We start from the raw sequence: 17,828 nt of genomic DNA, 5'->3' as shown, positions 1-17,828 counted from the left end.
CTATGCTTTACAGCGCGCAATAGCATCGAATCTGTTTCAAAAAATACATGGCTTTATGCAGTGGTTGATGTGATTTCTATTATAGGAAGGTCTATCATTTATCTAGGGAATCACGAAGGAGCTGATACGAGAGAGCATTAAATGCAAAATAGGATTGATAATATTTAAATATAATTGGAGGATGAACATGAAAAAAAATAAATTACTAAAAATTGGGATAATAGCCGCAATAACATTGATGAACACAGGAGGTCTATTAAGTAGGACGAGCGTTGATGCTAGCGCTAAGAATATTTTTAACCTTCAACAACCTCCTATTTCCACTACATTACCGCAAAAAAAACTGGACATAACAGGTATTTTTGCAAATTTAATCTATGAAGCGGCTTTTACGAATAAAATCAATGATTCCTCAGGCCATATGAATGGTGGTCCCTATCCTTTCGAAAAAGAATTTAATGAGCATTTGGATTGGTATAAAACCGTAGACAAAGAGACTTGGAAAATAGAATCCGATGTACAACTCAAAGCCACCTATCTACCAAATATCAAAAAATCTAACAAAACTGTGATTTTAATTCATGGTTTCAGTAGCCAGCCAAATTTTATGGGGGCATGGGCAAAAGTATACTATGATTTAGGTTACAATATTTTAACACCAGAAATGAGAGGCCATGGTACTAGCCCCGACAAACAACGATCGCTTGGTTGGAAAGACAAAGATGACATCGCCCAATGGGCAAAATTGCTAAACGAGAAAACAGGCGCCGATTCTGAGATTATTTTATCTGGCCTATCTATGGGGCATCTATCGCAATGATGAGTTCAACAGCGACAGAATTACCCCAAAATGTGAAAGCAATTATTGAAGACTGTGGCTACACGTCTATTGCAGAACAAGTGAAGTTTCTTATTAACGATAAATTGGGCTTTCTAAATGATGAGACAAGAGCGTTGGTTTATCATAAATTAAATGATTTATTATTGGAGCGTCAGGGCTTCAAAATGGAAGAGGGTTCTGCGATCAACCAAATTAAGCAATCCAAAATTCCTTTATTAGTTATCCATGGTGACAGTGATACAGCTGTCCCAACGAGTATGGCAAAAGCAATTTATGAAGCCTCACCCGCGCCTCAAAAAGAGATATTATTAGTACCATCGGCAAGCCATCCAGAAGCCATCCTATTCGACCTACCGCAATACCAGCAAAAAGTCGCCAGCTTTTTAGAAAAAGTATGGTAATAAAATCATAAAAAAACAGACAAATGTTAAGCGATTGAAGCTGAGCTTATTCAAGCATGCCAAGTCGGCATCATGAATGAGCTCTCTTTTTAGCAAGATAAGCGCGCCTCCTTGGTCTGGAAACGCGCTTTCACTATACCTATTTTCTATGATTTACTACACTTGCGAACATATAGAGAAATCAAACTTATAATTACCAACAGTAAACCGAATACTATAGCTACTTTATTCATTTCTTCTCCTGTTTTTGGAAGTTTAGTCTTTTTTACTGTTGATTGGTTATATTTAGATTGCATTTTTACATCAAAGATACTATGTTCAGCCAAGTTCAGCTTATTTTTAGTACTAGTTACCGCACTTTTATTATCATCTATGTTTGTAACTTTCTTCGTGAACTTATTATCTTTGAACGCTTCTTCATCCTTATCCAGAGCTGGTGCTGGAAGGCTTTTCTTATTCTCTTTGACTGTTACATAAGCAGTACTTTTTACGCCTCCATAAGAATACTCGATCGGGTAGATTCCTTCTTTCGTGACATCCACCGTTCCGATGGCTTGAATGCTTTGAAACTTGATTGGATCGCCATTTTTATCCGACGCACTTTCGAAATTGTCAGAAGCACTCCAACTCTCGCCAATGTGAACTATAGAATCTTTAACCGCTATTTTCGTTTTATCTTTCTTATAATGATACGTAATTATTTGTGCCTGATCTGTATAGTTTCCAACAATGCTATTTCCCTCCTGTGTCTGGCCGTTTAAATCTCCTGACCCGAAAATATATCCTGGTATATCTTTCGTATGACTTTCAAAAAGGTCTCCAAAAATCGCGTTCTTATCTAATATCTCTTCTTGTTGGCTTATTTCTTTTTGTGTATCATCATCGATATATTGCACTTTCACAGGGGCGGCTTTCTTCAAGTCATAGCTATAGACAACTGTCTGTTCATTTGTATCATCGAAGACGCCAATTCCCTCGGAAACTTGGACTCCATTTAGCGTAATTTCTTTCAGTTCGTATCCTGTAAATGATTTTAATTCTGTTTCAAAAGAATCGCCCCATTTTTTCTCATTCCCGTCCAACTCTTCTTTTGCTAGCTCCTTACCCTCTTTATCTTGGTAGATAACATGCACTGGTTTCGCTTTGTTTTTGGTGTAGGAATAATAGACTTTGATTGTCTGATTAGGATCTGGATAGGTTCCTGCTGCATTGTCGGGTATGTGTGATAATGCATAGCGATTTATATTTTTAGGCGCAAAATTGTAGGCTTGATTCACGCCTCCGCTCTTAACATCTACAGGGCTTATCTCCTCTTTTGTATCTTTGTCAATGTAGTGTAGTTCGACTGTACCACCAATATTAGGCTCATAAAGGTAGGTTACTTCGCTATTCGTATCGCTAAAAGTTCCGGATGTATTGTCTGGTATATCAACCAGATGGTAACCTTTTATGAATTTGGGTGTTGTTACGTATCGCTCCTCATATTTCCCCGTTAAGATTTCTTCTGTTGCAATTTCTTTTTGATCATTTTTGTTAATATAGCGTACTTTTACTTGACCAGGAGCGTCATCTTTTTTTTAAAGAGTAAGTGAGTTCGCTTGAATATTTCACGTCATTATCATCCGTAAATTTCCCATGTGGATTACCTTGAATTTCTTGTAGTGTATAGTGATCGGTTTTCAACTGTTTTTAAAATATCTTGAATCGCTTTGTTTTTTTCAGATCCGTCAAAAGATTCATCATGTTTCCCGTACATTAGATAGCTTTCATCTATTAGCCTGCCTTTATCATCTTTGAAACGCACAATGACCGGTTTGCCATCATTTTTTTCGTAAACAAACGTAATTTCTTGTTGTTTATCTGTTACTTGACCACTAATCTCGTCCTTTTTCTGTCGATAATGATCTATATTAATTGCCTGCTCTTTAAATTTAGAGCCATAATTTAGTCCTGTTAATTTCTTGTCTGGATGAATGGTCTTGCCTTTTTCATCAACGTAATGAATAACTATCGGAGCTCCTTCAGATACTTTATAGTGATAGACAATTTCTTGGTTGTCATCTGTTAAATATCCTTCTTTCTTTTCACTGCTATCTACAAGTGTATAAAAAGGAATTTCTTCTCGAGGTGTAACTGTATATTTATCTCCCCACTTTCCAGATATTATTTTATGGTCGACGCCTGGGATGGTGTTCCCATCTTCATCTACATATTTTACAGTCAGCGGCTTCGCTTGCTTTAGTTTGTATTTAAATGATTGTTGTTGCGGTTTCTCATCTAGCTTTATTCCCATTTCCTCTTTGCCATCTATCGTTTCATAATGCGCCATCTTTTTTGCCTTCGCTGTTACTGTATCGCCATATTTACCTGTCAGAATATCAGGTGTGGGACTTCCGAAAGCTTCTCGTTGCTTATCATTTAGAGTGGATTCTGCGTTCACATGGTTGACCGATACATTTCCGCCTTGCTCTCGTTCAAATTGATATTCCGCATTAATTTCCCCATCTCGATAGCTTCCGGTCGTATTTTTTTCGCCAACGTATTTGTAATGTTGGTTTTTAATATATTCTTTTTTGGCTGTGTAGTCTTTTTGTACGTCTTGGTTGTAGGAGTTGCCAATTTTTCCGTGTATCACACTTTCATTCATAATAGATTTTCCCGTGTCAACGTCTGTATAGGAAACTTTTACTGCGCCTTCTTCATTAGCTTTCGTGACGTGTACTCTGATGGATATCGGTTTATCTAATACATCTTGGGAATATAACGTTTGTTCCGAGCTTCCCCAAAAAACTTCTCGTTCTAGCGTGTGGAATACTGTGTAAACACTGCGAACTTCTAATAAAAAGCTTGTATCGATTTTTTTATTTGTTTTGGCAGTAATCGATATGGAACTCGGATCAGTTTTAGTTGTGCCGTTACCGGGGCGCTTGTAGTCGATGGATAGTAAATTATTATCCACGCCGACGGTAGTATAAATAGGATTCATGCTAATGACATACGCTTCTTTTTTCCAGGTAGGGCCTCCCTCGCTATACTTTGTTGACTCTCCTGTCTTATAGGAAAATTTATTAGTTAACGGAGTGGTTACTGTATTAATACGCTGTTCTGAATTGCTTTGAATTATTCGCTTTACATTTTCTGTTAACTCTGCTTTCGATTCATTTTTCGCCGCCTCGACTCTTTGCTCCAGAGCAGCATAGACTACCTTAGGCTCCAGCACAAACGTAAAAAATGGAAAAATCAAAATCATTACTACAAATATTTTTAAAAACCTCTTCATCTCGAACCTCCGATTATTTTTGTAACTAGATTATAATTTCGTTTCAAAATTATGAATAATGATTATTTTTTTAGTATCATTATTTATTTTGATCATCAATTCTTATGTAGTTAAACATTAGGCCAACGCAAGATATACTTGTCACCAATAGTTTTTTTGTAATGTTTTAAAACCAGTGTTTATTTTACAACTTTATCCTACTCTGCTATAGTAACATTATTAATTGAGACTTTGTATGTACAATTAGTGTTTAGCGCTAGACATTAATTGTGAATAACAACGAAGGGGGTATCATTTTGATTCCAGACTATTTGCAAAAAGAACTAAATATTTTATTCTTTATCATCAAAAAAGACAAAACTTCGCTACGAGATATCTCCACATCTTTAGGCATTTCTAAACAAACTGTAAAATCGAACATGGTCAGAATCAATCAATCATTTGATCAATATCTAACAATGAAAGACTTCATTACATCAGACAATACGGGCACTATTCGTGTGAACCAGCAGTATGAGAAAAAAGCTGTAGAATGTTCTTATATTTTGAAATTAAAATTGCTGAAACTTGTAGTCATATTCAATTATGCCGTGTTACTTACAACTAGATCCGTAATTACGAAACAAGAGGTACTCGATTTATTATTTATTTCAGAGAGCTACTTCACCAAATTAACATACAAATTAAACACATTTTTGAAACCGTATCATATTAAAATAATAATTTCTGATAACAAAGTTTCCCTTGAAGGTAACGAAGTATTTATCAGACTCTTTTCCTACATATTTTTATCAGGATTCTTTTCAGGATTTAGAATGGCCTTTTACCAATATAAGCATAGATGAAATTAAATCAACAGTTCCTCCAGCAGGGCTACAAAACGCTCATCAAATATCCAACACGAAAGAAAGGTCTCTCTATATTTTTTATGCCATTCTTTATACGAGAATAAATGAACAAAACTTTATTAAAAATCCTGATTCTACTGAACTTTCGTCATTCTTTGAACTCATCAAAAATAATTTTGACGTTGCGCTAATTTTTCACAAAAATAGGTTTGGTCATCTCAATCGAATTAACAAAAAAAATGAAATACTTGTTTTTAATTTTCTTTCTAGAATATTTATTTCAGATATTATTCCTAGAGAACAAAAAATTCGACTCGGAAAAACTTTTTCTGCCCAAAAACATCCTTATTGTGTACTTTCGAAAGATATCTATACTCGCTTTTCCACGCTAACATCCTTCGCTCTATCAGAAGAGCAAGAATATATTTATATCTATTATTTGTCGCTTATAATCTCCTTGTATAATTTAATTGGTGATGCATTTCTTAGTTTTGTTGACCTATATATCCCAAAACTCACCATTTATTTGCCAAAGAAAGATAATCTAGCTGATGCTATAAAGGAAAAACTTGCTCCCATCATTGATGATGAACATCATCTGGAAATGATATGTAACCTTTTGCATTCTTTGCTGCATTCCGAGAAAAACCCTAAGATCTATATTTATTTACAAATGACGAAGGATTTTACAGCTATTTATGTTATCAAAAATCGTTTGTCTTCGCTGTATAACAATAATAATATTTCTGTCACTAGCGACTATTCAAAAGCAGATATTATCGTGACAGATACACTTGAAAAAGCCACACCGAATAAACATGTATTCTATCTGGATTCTACTAGAAACATGGAAAGGTGGACGGAATTAACAACTATTATTCAAGATAAATTCCGCGAGAAAATAAACTTGGGAGAAGAACTGTAATTAGTTCCGTGCTAGTAAGTGACGACGTCAAAATTTTGATACACAAAATGAACATACACAGACTAAGATGAGTTTCATTGAGCGCATGTGCATCGTAAATACCTTTAGCAGAGAAATCGAACGTCCACTAGATTATTTTTTCCGTAATCGATTCCAGCCATGTCCCAATTTAGTTTGCATACGCTGAAACACTAAGAACTGCTGACGCGAACGTTTGAGTTTCTTGTATCTTCTCGGATTTTTCTGATAAAACTGCTGATGAAAATTTTCGGCTAGCCAAAAAGTAGAGGCTGGTTCAATTGCTGTCACGATTGGGTGATTATATCTCCCTGACTCTGCTAGATCTTGTTTCGACCGCTCCGCAATTTGGCGTTGTTCCTCATTTGTCACAAAAATAACAGGCCTATAACTACTGCCACGATCGGCCATTTGACCAAACGCATCGGTGGGATCCGTTAACTGCCAGTAAAGCTCGACTAGCTCTTTGTAACTCCAAATTTGTGTATCGAAAATAATCTCCACTGCTTCAACATGACCTGTATAACCGCCGACCACTTGCTCGTATGTCGGGTTATCCATATGCCCACCAGTATAGCCAGATACCACTGAGATGATTCCAGACCTAGTCTCGAACGGTTCTACCATGCACCAGAAACAGCCACCAGCAAAGATAGCGCGTGCTTGATGTGGGCCATCTCCTTGATAATGCGCGGATAAATCGAAGGAACTGCCAGCAAGAGGGTCATTCGTGATTTTCAAATAAAAGTCCGTCACATCAGGCGTTAAGTTATTTCTTAAGGCAAGCGGACGTAATTCGGCCTCAAGCTTCGCAATCTGATCTTCAAATTTCGCTCCGTTGTCGATGCCAGCCTTTGCAATCCGCAACAATGAACGTTCCCAATCGCGCGTGGCTGGATTTAGCAGTAAATTATAGAGATCACCGATAATTTCGGATTGGTTGTTTTTCATTTTTAGGACCACCCTCGTGAAATGGAATAAATAAATCATAGTGAATCTCATCACATGAAGTTATAACCTTCTAATGTCCATCAATTCGCAATATTAACCGGAACTTTCGCATCATGAAAACGCGCGGCCAGTTCTCGGGAGAGCGCTTGATCCGTCACTAACCCCTCGATGTCTTCTATCTTGGCAAATGTTGCGATGGAGCTTTTGCCAAGTTTGCTGTTATCGATGAGTGCGATTGTTTTTCGAGCTGTCGCAACCATTTCGCGTTTGAGTTCGACTTCATATAGGCTAAAATCGGTCAGACCATCAGAGGCGTTTAGCGCATACGCGGACGTGAATAGAATATCCACATTTACTTTCTTCAAAAGTTCATGACCGATTAGGCCTTCAATCGAATTGGAACCGCTACGAACGATACCTCCGATGATGATGACCGTCAAATTCGGATTTTCTTTTAGCATCGCGGCAGTTGTTAAGCCACTCGTCACGATGGTTAGGCGTTTTGTTGATTCTTTGATAAATTTCGCAAGTTCAAAACAAGTCGTGCTAGCATCAAGAATGATGCATTGGTCGTCTTCGATATATTCAAAAGCCGCTGCTGCAATGCGTTGTTTCTCGGATCGATGTTTCTTTTCGCGGACGGCGTATTTTTTGTCGATGTCGTCTTTTTCTTTCATCATGGCGCCACCGTGTGTCCGTGTGAGTAATCCTTGCTTCTCCATGGCATTTAAATCGGCCCGAACAGTTGCTGCTGAGACGTTTAATTTCTCGCTCAGTTCGTTGACGGTTACTGTTTTTTTGTTCTTGAACCCTATGTAAAATCTCACTTCGACGTTGATTTGCGAACATGGATTTTCACCTACTTTTTCATATAATGGTGTAATTCATCGTTTTTTTCTATTTGCTTTCAATAAATCACATTTTCATTTTACCACATGCCTACCAATAATTGTAGTATCTGGCAAATAAAAGAGAGTCTAAGCAAGCATGCGCCACACTCAGACTCTCGTTCCTCAATTGTTTTGTAGTGTTGCCAAAATTTGATTCGCTATTTTTTCAGCGGAGAAACCGAAGTCTTCGGCGAGTTCTATGCCTGGGCCAGATTTTCCGAATGTGTCGATGGCGATGATCTTGCCTTGATCACCAACGTATTTGTGCCAGCCTTGGGATGAGGCCATTTCGATCGCTATCCGGTGTGTGATTTCGATTGGGAGTATGGCCTCTTGGTAGTCTGCGGATTGGCGTTCAAATAGTTCCCAACTCGGCATACTAATAACACGGGCGCCGATATGTTCTGTCGCTAAGCGTTCGCGAACTTCCATTGCTAGGGAAACCTCCGAACCGGTTGCAATTAGGAGCATGTCTGTCGTATCGGTTGGTGATTCGGCAAGGATGTAGGCTCCTTTTTCGACGTCTGTCGCAGCTCTTGTGTCGGTCGTTGGCAGTATTGGTAACGCTTGACGGCTGAGCACGAGCATCACTGGGTTTTCTTGTTGTGTTAGCGCGTATTTGTAGCTGGCAACCGTTTCATTCGCATCTGCCGGCCTTAAAACGACGAGGTTTGGCATCGCCCGGAATGAGGCTAAGTGCTCGATTGGCTCGTGTGTTGGACCATCTTCTCCAACCATGATCGAATCGTGCGTCATCACGTATGTTACTGGAAGATTCATGAGAGCAGCCGAACGAATCGCGCTCCGTAAGTAGTCTGAGAATACGAAAAAAGTTGCGCCATATGGCTTGATTCCACCGTGTAAAGCCATTCCATTCAAAATGCCACCCATCGCAAATTCGCGGACGCCAAACCAGATATTTTTGCCTTCATAGTGATTGGCGAGGAAGTCATCGCTGTTTTTAATCATCGTTTTGTTGGAAGATGACAGGTCTGCCGAACCGCCAAACAGGCCTGATAATTGGGGCACTAGCTCGTTTAAAAGCGTACCGGAAACATCTCTTGTCGCCACCGGGGCATCGTTTGTCGTGTATGTTGGTAAAACGAGTGCTTGATCCGCGGTTTCTTGATTGTCGATAAGGCGTTGCAGTTTCTCAGCTTCTTCTGGGTAGTCGGTTCTGTATTTGTTGAACGCCTGGAGCCACTTCGATTCGCGGTGGTTTCCTTTGGATAAATAGTAGTCTTTTTGATAGCCGACTGTTTTTGGTAATTCAAATGGGTCTAGTTCCCAGCCATAGTTTTTCTTGATTTGGGCGATTTCTGCTTTGCCAAGTGGTGCACCATGTGCTGCGGCTGTGCCTGCTTTGCTCGGGCTTCCATCACCGATTATAGTTTTAATCTCAATCAAAGTCGGTTTGTTGGTCTCGGCTTTTGCTAGAAAAATGGCGCTGTTGATGGCCTCGACGTCATTTCCATCGGGTACGCGCAAGGTTTGCCAGCCTGCCGAGCGAAAACGCAAATCGATGTCTTCGGAAAAACTCTGCGCAAGATTGCCGTCTAGGGAAATATCGTTGGAATCGTAGAGCACGATGAGTTTGCCGAGTTGCAGATGGCCGGCGAGTGAGCTTGCTTCGTAGGAAATGCCCTCCATCAAGCAACCGTCACCGCACAAGACGTACGTGTGGTGATCGATGACGTCATGGGACTCCTTATTGAACATCGCGGCAAGATGCGCTTCTGCCATCGCCATTCCGACGCCCATCGCGATGCCTTGACCTAGTGGACCTGTTGTGGCATCGACGCCGGGCGTGTGGCCGAATTCCGGATGACCTGGCGTGGCACTGTCTTTTTGACGGAAGTTGCGCAGGTCTTCTTTGCTAACATCATAGCCAAAAACGTGAAGCAGGCTGTACAGTAGCGCGGAGCCGTGACCGGCGGACAAAATGAAGCGGTCCCGGTTGAACCAGCTCGGATGTGCCGGATTAAATTTTAAATGATTTTTCCATAATGTAAAGGCCATTGGTGCCGCGCCCATCGGTAGGCCTGGGTGTCCTGAGTTCGCTTGTTCGACCATGTCCATTGATAGTACGCGTAACGTTTTTATCATTTGTTGATCCATGAGTGACATATGCGTCCTCCTTCTATTGAATGGTGTAGCCGCCGTCGATCACTAGATTTTCACCAGTGATTAAATTCGCAGCGTCGCTTGCTAAGAATAATGCCGAGGCCGCGACCTCTTCTGGATAGCCAAAACGGCCAATCGGAATCTGTTTTTTCATCGCTTCGCCGACTTCTCCGGCCCATGCTTTTTTGCCGAGTTCTGTCAGGATAACGGTTGGCGAGATAGCGTTCACATTGATTTTATGCGGCGCCCATTCCATCGCCAAAACTTGCGTCATCGAGACGATCGCGGCTTTACTTGCACAGTACGCCACATGTTTATCCAGCGCGACGACCGAAGCTTGGGAAGCAATATTGACGATTTTCCCGCCGTGGCCTTGTTTGATCATCACATTTCCCGCTGCTTGCGCGATAAGGAATGATGCTTTTAGATTCAGCTCCATCGTCTTGTCCCAGTAGGATTCAGGAAGATCCGCTGCTTTTTCGAGAAGAGCAATACCTGCTGAATTCACCACGATATCGACACGACCGAATTTCTCTAAGACGGTTGCCATCACGCGTTCTACGTTTTCTTTTTTCGTAATGTCGGCTTGGATGCCGAGCGTTCGTGCACCGCCAATGTGTTGCGCGATTTCGGCTACATCTGCCTTAATATCCACGAGCACGACCCGCGCACCTTTTTCGAAAAACAGCTCCACGATCGCCCGGCCAATCCCACTTGCACCGCCAGTTACGACAGCCACTTGATCTGTTAATGCAAAATTTTTATCGAACATGTTCGTCACTCCTCGATTTGATTTTTACTCCAATACGCTTTCTGGCAAACTTACGAGAAAATTCGTCAAAATAAGATAGGCTGATGTCGCGCCTGGATCTTGATTGCCGAGGGACCTGTCTCCAAGTCTGCTAGAGCGGCCTCGTTTAGATAGCAAATCGATAGTCGAAATCATGCCTGTTTCTGCCGCAACCACTGCCACGCGGAATGCTTCTTCAAAGTTGCCAGATTCGGCAAATGCGCCTTCTAATGCGATTCGCGCTGGTTCCAGCGTGTCAATCATCGTTTTATCGCCAACTTCGGCCTGACCGCGTTCTTTCACACCGCCCATAAATGCCAGCCAAAAAGCCGTCAAATCTGCGTCGCTAAGTATTTCTTTGCCCTTAATCGCCTTCGCCCCGCGCAAAAACCCCGTGGCGTAAAGCGGACCAACCGAAGACCCGACGGCTTCTAGGAAGGTTTTCCCCGCCAGAACCGCTAATTTGGAACAATCTAATTCGTCCTGTTGTGCCAACTCTTTTTTGATCGCCTGCCAACCAATCGACATCGTCACGCCATGATCCCCGTCGCCTAATTTTCGATCGAGTTCGCATAAATAATCTTTTTCCCGTTCCATCGTTTCTGTTACGATATTCAAAAAATCGCGAAAATTCTTCGCACTATACATACTCATCACGCCTCCTTATTTCTGCACATACATCGGGCAATCAGCTGGGTAATCGATGCATTCCTTTAGCTCCGCATCCAATTTTATCAGCGTCACCGAACTGCCGCCCATCTCAAGTGACGTGCTGTAATCTCCAATAAATGACCGGTAAATACGAATACCACGCTCGCTCAAAAGTTGCTCCACACGCCGGAACATAATCAGCAGTTCCATTCGCGTCGTTGAGCCCAATCCATTGATTAGCACCGCAACCTCTTCTCCCGTCTCGATCGGCATATCTCCCAAAATCGCTGCAACGAGACGGTCTACCACTTTGTCCGCTGTCTCCAATTTACCTTTTTCGATGCCGGGTTCGCCGTGATGGCCCAATCCGATTTCCATTTCATCTTCTGCGAGCGTGAAACTCGGCTTCCCAGTTTGCGGTAACGAACACGGTGACAAGCCCACGCCCATCGTCCGCGTCACGTCATTCGCATGGTTCGCAAGCCGCGTCACACCAGCCAAATCATGGCCCAGCGCCGACGCCACACTCGCCACTTTTGTCACGAAAAATTCACCCGCGATGCCGCGCCGTTTTGCCATCTCCGTTTTAGGAGCCGAAGCGACGTCATCCGTCACGACCACAGACGCCACCTCAATATCATGCTCCAAATCAGCCATCTCCGCGGCCATCCCAAAGTTCATAATATCCCCAGCATAGTTCCCGTAAACGTACACCACTCCCTTGCCTTGATCAATCGCCTCTGTCACGGCCACAATCGGACCCGGCGGCGGCGATGCGAAAATGTTCCCGACCGCCACACCATCCGCCATTCCCGCGCCAACGTAACCCATGAAAGCTGGCTCATGTCCCGAACCACCGCCAATCAAAACGCCGACCTTATCCGCATCCAGCGTCTGACGCACTAGCGCACGCGGATTTCCCAGTTGCTTCACATATTGCGGAAACGCCTTCACGTAGCCATCGATCATTTCCTCTACCACATGATCCGCGTCATTGATTAACTTCTTCATCCTTCCACACTCCCCGTCTTCAAATAGGCTCTCTCCTGATCTGAAATTTGATCAATTTTCCGTTTTGACTGGCCGCCTGCAAACGCTACATCCAGATACGCGTCCACAATTTTTTTTCGCCAATTCCAGCCCGATTACTTTTGCGCCGAGCGTTATAATTTGCGCGTCATTACTCAGCTGGGCGCGCTCCGCCGAATAGACATCGTGGCACTGCGCCGAACGGATGCCCGGTACCTTATTCGCCGCAATCGACATACCGATTCCCGTCCCACAAACCAAGATGCCACGCTCAACTGTACTCGCCTGAATCGCCGTCCCCACTTGAAACGCGATATCCGGATAATCCACTTCGTCCTCCGAGAAACAGCCAAAATCAACGACCTCATTCCCCGAATCCTCGATGTGCCGTCGCAGCGCCTCCTTCATTTCAAAAGCATTATGATCCGCACCAATTCCAATTTTCATTTTCCAACACTCCAATGCATTTAATCCACCGAACCAGCCGGCACTACTAAATTCTGATTTTTCGGCAAGGTCACAAATTTCATCAAGAAGGCGCTAAAAACGTAAAGTCCCGCGAACACCCAAATGACACCAACCGTGCCCAAACTCCCGATAAAAATCCCCACGACAGCAGGCCCTAAAAATGTGCTCAGCCCTGCGCCTAAATTCAAAATCGACATCGCCGCACCCTTATTTTCAGGGGCAAGCGTTGGCATAATCGCCGAAAGTGGCACGTAAGCCGCCAAGCAAGCACCGAAGCAACCCGCGATCAGCATCGTCAGCAAGAAGTTCGCGCCAGACCAAAGCGGTACGTAATAAAACAACACCGTAAACGTCGCGCAACCCATGCCGCCGAACCACATCACTGTATTCCGCCAGCCGAGCCGATCACTAATCACACCAAACAATAAGTTGAAAATAATATTCACCGACCAAAGGCACGCATAGATTTGTAGCCATTCCCCACGTGTAAAACCAATTTCCATGAAGAATAATGGCATAAACACCGTGAAACCGTACGCTGCCGATGTATTAATCGTCCGAACAATACCGCCCATCCCGATTTTCGGTTTTTCAAAAGCAATCGTGATTCCTTTCAATAAATAAGCCATCGTTGGCCGTTCGCCAGTCCCTTTTTTCGCTGCTTTTTCACGGTTCAAGAAAATCGCGATTGTCGCACCGACAACAACGAAGACTAGCGCACTCCATAACGTTACCATTTCGCCCAAGTAAGGTAGCGCAATGCTTGAGTAGAGCGCCCCCAACACATTCAGCCCACCGCTATAGCAAAACCAGAAAATTCCGACCGCTGAACCTAGTTTTTCCGTAGGCGCCTCATACGCCACCCAAACGAGGAACGAATAGGCAAATAACGGATAACCAAACCCACGAAGAGCATACGTCGGTATCATGACGTATAAATTATGACTTGGTAACCCAACAGAGATAAAAAACACCGAACCGATAATAAAAATAATCACACCAGCCGTCATTACTCGCTGCGCCCCAAACATTTCCGATAACACACCGGAAAGCCAAGCCGCAAGCGCCGCCGCAATCCCATAAACGCTAAACAATAATGCCGACTGCTGAATCGAAAGTCCACCACTGATTAAGAACGGCGACAACCAGCCCTGCTCTAAGCCTTCACCCATCATGAAGACGACAAGCCCCGCGTACCCCATCATTAATTTCGGCGGCAAACCGATTCTGTTTGTTAAACTTTTCATGTCACGTTCCCCTTTCGATTATAGGTTTGGATTTAATACGACCTTCAGCGACTCCGCCCCACTTCTCACCAAGTCAAAACCAGCCTTAAAATCCTCGAGCGGCAATGTATGGGTAACGACACCTTCTGTAGGTAAATCCCCATTTTGAATGCCTTCAATCACAAGCGGATAGCAATACGGACCCAAATGCGAACCAAGAACATCAAGCTCCTTCCTATCACTAATAATACTCCAATCTACCGTCACCGGTTCCTTAAATACTGAAAACTCCACAAAAGTCCCAAGCTTACGAATCAGCGTCAAGCCTTGTTCCACCGACTTCTGCGCACCCGTCGCCTCAATGTAAATATCGCAACCATAGCCATCCGTCAAATCCTTAATAATCGTGATGACATCATCCTTCGCCGGGTTTAGCACCATATCCGCACCAAACTTCTTCGCAAGCTCCAACCGATCCTCAAACAAATCCAGCACAATCAATTTCTGCGGACCAGATTTCTTAATTGCACCGATCATGCCAAGCCCAAGCGTCCCCGCCCCAGCCAGCACCACAACATCACCCAACTTAATATTCGCGCGTTGCACCGCATGGAACGAACACGCATAAGGCTCAATCAGAATCGCTTTTTCAATCGGTAAATCCTCCGGAACCAAATAATTTATCGCTTCTTTCGTAAATTTCATATATTCCGCCATACCACCGTTTACATTCTTCTGGAAACCATATAAATCATGCTTTTCACACATCCAATACTGACCGCGCTTACAAAAACGACAATCCCAACACGGCACAATCTGCTCTGAAATAACACGATTACCGAGCTCAAACTGCGTCACTTGGTCCCCATAACCAACGACGTGCCCAATAAACTCATGCCCTGGAATCATCGGCGCCTTTATGTATGCAGGTTGCTTCTCGTCACCCCAAAAACTAGGAGCCCCATCAAAAGCCTTCAAATCCCCTGCACAAATTCCGCACGATTCCACCTTCACCAAAATTTCGTGAGGCCCAATCTCAGGAACAGCGACTTCCTCCAAACGATAATCACCCGGGGCATACGCAACAATAGCTTTCATTTTTTGAGGGATATCTTTGCCTAACACAACATTACCTGTACTCTCTTGACACATAAGAACATCTCCTTCTTTTTTAGTAAAGCGCTTTCTTGATTACCTCCCCATTATATTTTTATTTACTAACTTTGTCAATCATTTATTTTCGTTTACTTTCGTTTATTGTCAATTTTTGAAGATACTAATAAAAAATACAGACAAAAAAAGCCGAAACAATTATCGATTTTCAAGTCGATATCATGTTTCAGCTATCTAAATTTTCTATTTTTAAAGCACATTCATCAGCCAAATAATAAAGAACACAATGGAAAATGTTGCTGTTCCCCAAACAATCTTAAGATACTTCCAAACCAATTGTCCATTTGAGCCCTGCTGCTGTTCCCGATACGTCTCTACATCTAAGCTAGCCGTCCCGGCCGTCACAATATTAACGACAATCGGCGCTTGATTACGCGTATCTATTTTTTCACGCAAAGGAAAGTGATATTCCTCACCACGAATCGTGAAATTCAGCTCGCACGCCGTTGAATTCGAGGCAGAAAGATACAAACTCCGCTTCTCTCCAACTTGAAAATCATTTCCCTGCTCACGCTGATCCCCACTTACCAAATATGTATCGAAAAGCGTATGCCTTGTCTTATTTTCTATTTTTATCTCATGAGCAACGGCCGACCCAGTAAACAAATGCGTCAAATTAGACATGCCTTCAACCCCTTCAATAGTTTACCCTTTTTTATTCTCGTAAGATTTGCCACCATGATGCGGACACCTCATTTGATATCGAATGAATAATCCCAACCAAGACATAACTTCCCGACATAGCACGATAGCTGTTACGAATAACTCCCGCAAGGCTCCACATAAACTCCCCCACATAAGCATTACCTCTCTTTATTTTTAGTGCTTTCTATAACAAAAAAGTCCGAAGTAAGTTCACTATATAACATAGAAAACTACCTGAACCCTTTTTATGAAAACCTATCACATTCATCTCAAAAATTAGTGATTTTATCTTTATTTAACAAATAAGACCCAAATATATCATTTTTATTTACTTAAGTGCTAGCCGAAGTAAGTGTGTATGTTATATAATGGATTTAAGTCTTATTTTGCACTCAAATTTTTATTTAAGCTAATTTAATTCCACATAAACTAATTTCCAGCTAAATCATTGATCAATTACCCAAATCAGTGGATCTATCATGTGTATTCACCCCTCTGTTGTTTAACCATTACAGGTTAATAATATAGCTATTCTATATAGTATTGTTGTTTTTGTTCCTTATTTCCATCAATTCACAATAAAAATTGGAGGCGTTATCATGAATTTTGGAGCAACCATTAAGAAAATTAGAAAAGATAAAAACCTCACACAGAAAGAGTTATCAGATGGCATACTTACACGCTCACATCTTTCTCAAATTGAAACTAATAATTATTTTCCATCCTATGATAAATTTTTCTTACTCCTTGATAGATTGAATGTTGTTTTTGAAGAATTCCTTTTTATTCAAAACGATCAAAAGATGCATTTCAAACAGCAAATACGCTCAAAGATTAGTGAAGCTGCAAACTTGAATGACACAGAAAAACTTAAAAATTTAGCTATTACAGCTAAAAGATTTGCACGAAAAAACAGAAGATATTACGTATTATCATTATATGTTAATTTGTAAAGCATTGATTTCATATAATATGACCCACACGGTTAACGATGAGATGATCCAATTTGTGAATCCTATCAAGGAATATTTATTCAAGATGGATAACTGGTATTTGTATGAATTAAAATTATTTAATAATATTATCTACTCCTTAACGGTAGAAGAAGCTTTGTTATTTTCTCGTACTTCCTTGAAACGCTTGGATAACTTTCAATATTTTATGGAATTCCAACATACAGAACAGCACATTTATTTGAATTTATCTACACTATGCATGGAATATGAAGATTTTGATGCTGCTAAGAATTTTGCGGAAACAGCAATTGAAAAAGCAAAGAAGTATACTCTTGTCTACGAGAAAGTTTGTTCAGAAATGAATCACGCGATTGCCTGTATCAAACTTGGGCAAGATTTACAAGCATATGAAACCATAAGGAAAAACATGCTTATCATCAATTATTTAGATTTTAATAGCTTACATTCACATTTTTCAAAGTTTCTGGAGAAGTTTAAAATTGAAGTGGAAATTTAGACTGGCTACCCTTATGCCCTTCTTAGCCACAAATTAAAAACGATAATCGCTAAGCTTTTTCATGCTAGCAATTATCGTTTCTATTTACATACTTC

At 41.6% G+C, this 17,828-nt stretch carries 18 protein-coding genes and 2 pseudogenes; 6 read left to right on the top strand and 14 right to left on the bottom strand.

Going from position 1 to position 17,828, the window contains the following annotated elements; all coding sequences use genetic code 11:
- Positions 1-187 precede the first annotated feature (187 nt).
- Positions 188-820 (top strand): alpha/beta hydrolase, encoded by a 633-nt coding sequence (locus tag PGRAN_RS15525; protein WP_051998420.1) that lies wholly within the window; start codon positions 188-190, stop codon positions 818-820.
- Complete coding sequence (locus tag PGRAN_RS15520) at positions 817-1,242, top strand: alpha/beta hydrolase (protein ID WP_051998419.1); 426 nt, start codon at positions 817-819, stop codon at positions 1,240-1,242. The genes PGRAN_RS15525 and PGRAN_RS15520 overlap by 4 nt, the downstream gene beginning before the upstream one ends.
- A gap of 146 nt (positions 1,243-1,388) precedes the next feature.
- Here PGRAN_RS15520 and PGRAN_RS17725 read toward each other — a convergent pair whose 3' ends face one another.
- The 3 genes and pseudogenes from PGRAN_RS17725 to PGRAN_RS04760 all read right to left on the bottom strand — a co-directional run bounded on the left by PGRAN_RS17725 (position 1,389) and on the right by PGRAN_RS04760 (position 4,522).
- Positions 1,389-1,538, bottom strand: coding sequence for an LPXTG cell wall anchor domain-containing protein (locus tag PGRAN_RS17725; protein WP_420911969.1), 150 nt, complete (start codon positions 1,536-1,538; stop codon positions 1,389-1,391).
- Between the two features lie 180 nt (positions 1,539-1,718).
- Positions 1,719-2,786, bottom strand: a pseudogene (locus tag PGRAN_RS04765) (MucBP domain-containing protein); the annotation flags it as partial.
- Positions 2,787-2,884: 98 nt separating this feature from the next.
- Positions 2,885-4,522 carry a MucBP domain-containing protein gene (locus PGRAN_RS04760; RefSeq protein WP_077914588.1) on the bottom strand — a complete coding sequence of 546 codons (1,638 nt, stop codon included), beginning with the start codon at positions 4,520-4,522 and terminating at the stop codon, positions 2,885-2,887.
- A 419-nt stretch (positions 4,523-4,941) separates the two neighbouring features.
- On the opposite strand from PGRAN_RS04760, the gene PGRAN_RS17720 reads away from it, so the two are divergent.
- Entirely contained in the window at positions 4,942-5,367 is a 426-nt protein-coding gene (locus PGRAN_RS17720; protein ID WP_420911968.1) for a helix-turn-helix domain-containing protein, read from the top strand.
- Positions 5,267-6,295 (top strand): hypothetical protein, encoded by a 1,029-nt coding sequence (locus PGRAN_RS16560; protein ID WP_149023985.1) that lies wholly within the window; start codon positions 5,267-5,269, stop codon positions 6,293-6,295. The genes PGRAN_RS17720 and PGRAN_RS16560 overlap by 101 nt, the downstream gene beginning before the upstream one ends.
- Before the next feature lie 132 nt (positions 6,296-6,427).
- Here the strand turns inward: PGRAN_RS16560 and msrA are convergent, their stop codons facing one another.
- The 11 genes and pseudogenes from msrA to PGRAN_RS04705 form a co-directional block, all read right to left on the bottom strand.
- Positions 6,428-6,967, bottom strand: coding sequence for a peptide-methionine (S)-S-oxide reductase MsrA (gene msrA / locus PGRAN_RS17615; protein WP_338151706.1), 540 nt, complete (start codon positions 6,965-6,967; stop codon positions 6,428-6,430).
- A 78-nt stretch (positions 6,968-7,045) separates the two neighbouring features.
- Positions 7,046-7,264, bottom strand: a pseudogene (locus PGRAN_RS17610) (bacteriocin immunity family protein); the annotation flags it as partial.
- An 80-nt stretch (positions 7,265-7,344) separates the two neighbouring features.
- Positions 7,345-8,091: a DeoR/GlpR family DNA-binding transcription regulator gene (locus tag PGRAN_RS04745; protein WP_241433281.1), complete on the bottom strand. Its 747-nt coding sequence runs from the start codon at positions 8,089-8,091 to the stop codon at positions 7,345-7,347.
- A gap of 186 nt (positions 8,092-8,277) precedes the next feature.
- Positions 8,278-10,281, bottom strand: coding sequence for a transketolase (gene tkt / locus PGRAN_RS04740; protein WP_036065582.1), 2,004 nt, complete (start codon positions 10,279-10,281; stop codon positions 8,278-8,280).
- 13 nt (positions 10,282-10,294) lie between these two features.
- Complete coding sequence (locus tag PGRAN_RS04735; RefSeq protein WP_036065581.1) at positions 10,295-11,050, bottom strand: SDR family oxidoreductase; 756 nt, start codon at positions 11,048-11,050, stop codon at positions 10,295-10,297.
- Between the two features lie 24 nt (positions 11,051-11,074).
- On the bottom strand, positions 11,075-11,722 hold the full coding sequence (gene dhaL, locus PGRAN_RS04730; RefSeq protein WP_036065580.1) for a dihydroxyacetone kinase subunit DhaL: 648 nt from the start codon (positions 11,720-11,722) through the stop codon (positions 11,075-11,077).
- A gap of 9 nt (positions 11,723-11,731) precedes the next feature.
- The gene (locus tag PGRAN_RS04725) at positions 11,732-12,730 is read right to left on the bottom strand and encodes a dihydroxyacetone kinase subunit DhaK (protein ID WP_036065579.1); all 999 of its coding nucleotides are present in this window, start codon (positions 12,728-12,730) and stop codon (positions 11,732-11,734) included.
- Between the two features lie 51 nt (positions 12,731-12,781).
- Entirely contained in the window at positions 12,782-13,195 is a 414-nt protein-coding gene (locus PGRAN_RS04720) for an RpiB/LacA/LacB family sugar-phosphate isomerase (protein WP_338151702.1), read from the bottom strand.
- A 20-nt stretch (positions 13,196-13,215) separates the two neighbouring features.
- Positions 13,216-14,463, bottom strand: coding sequence for an MFS transporter (locus PGRAN_RS04715; RefSeq protein WP_036065578.1), 1,248 nt, complete (start codon positions 14,461-14,463; stop codon positions 13,216-13,218).
- Positions 14,464-14,481: 18 nt separating this feature from the next.
- Positions 14,482-15,594, bottom strand: a complete 1,113-nt coding sequence (locus PGRAN_RS04710) for an MDR/zinc-dependent alcohol dehydrogenase-like family protein (protein WP_036065577.1) — start codon at positions 15,592-15,594, stop codon at positions 14,482-14,484.
- A gap of 210 nt (positions 15,595-15,804) precedes the next feature.
- Positions 15,805-16,239, bottom strand: coding sequence for a hypothetical protein (locus PGRAN_RS04705; RefSeq protein WP_036065576.1), 435 nt, complete (start codon positions 16,237-16,239; stop codon positions 15,805-15,807).
- A gap of 620 nt (positions 16,240-16,859) precedes the next feature.
- On the opposite strand from PGRAN_RS04705, the gene PGRAN_RS04700 reads away from it, so the two are divergent.
- A complete protein-coding gene (locus tag PGRAN_RS04700; RefSeq protein WP_036065575.1) occupies positions 16,860-17,213 on the top strand; it encodes a helix-turn-helix domain-containing protein in 354 nt (117 codons plus the stop codon).
- Positions 17,200-17,733, top strand: coding sequence for an Rgg family transcriptional regulator (locus PGRAN_RS04695; RefSeq protein ID WP_036065574.1), 534 nt, complete (start codon positions 17,200-17,202; stop codon positions 17,731-17,733). Before PGRAN_RS04700 ends, PGRAN_RS04695 begins: the two co-directional genes overlap by 14 nt.
- The last annotated feature ends 95 nt before the right edge of the window (positions 17,734-17,828 follow it).

The sequence above is a fragment of the Listeria grandensis FSL F6-0971 genome, from assembly GCF_000525835.1.
In the GTDB taxonomy this organism is placed as follows: domain Bacteria; phylum Bacillota; class Bacilli; order Lactobacillales; family Listeriaceae; genus Listeria_A; species Listeria_A grandensis.
This window is presented reverse-complemented; position numbering and strand designations above follow the sequence as displayed.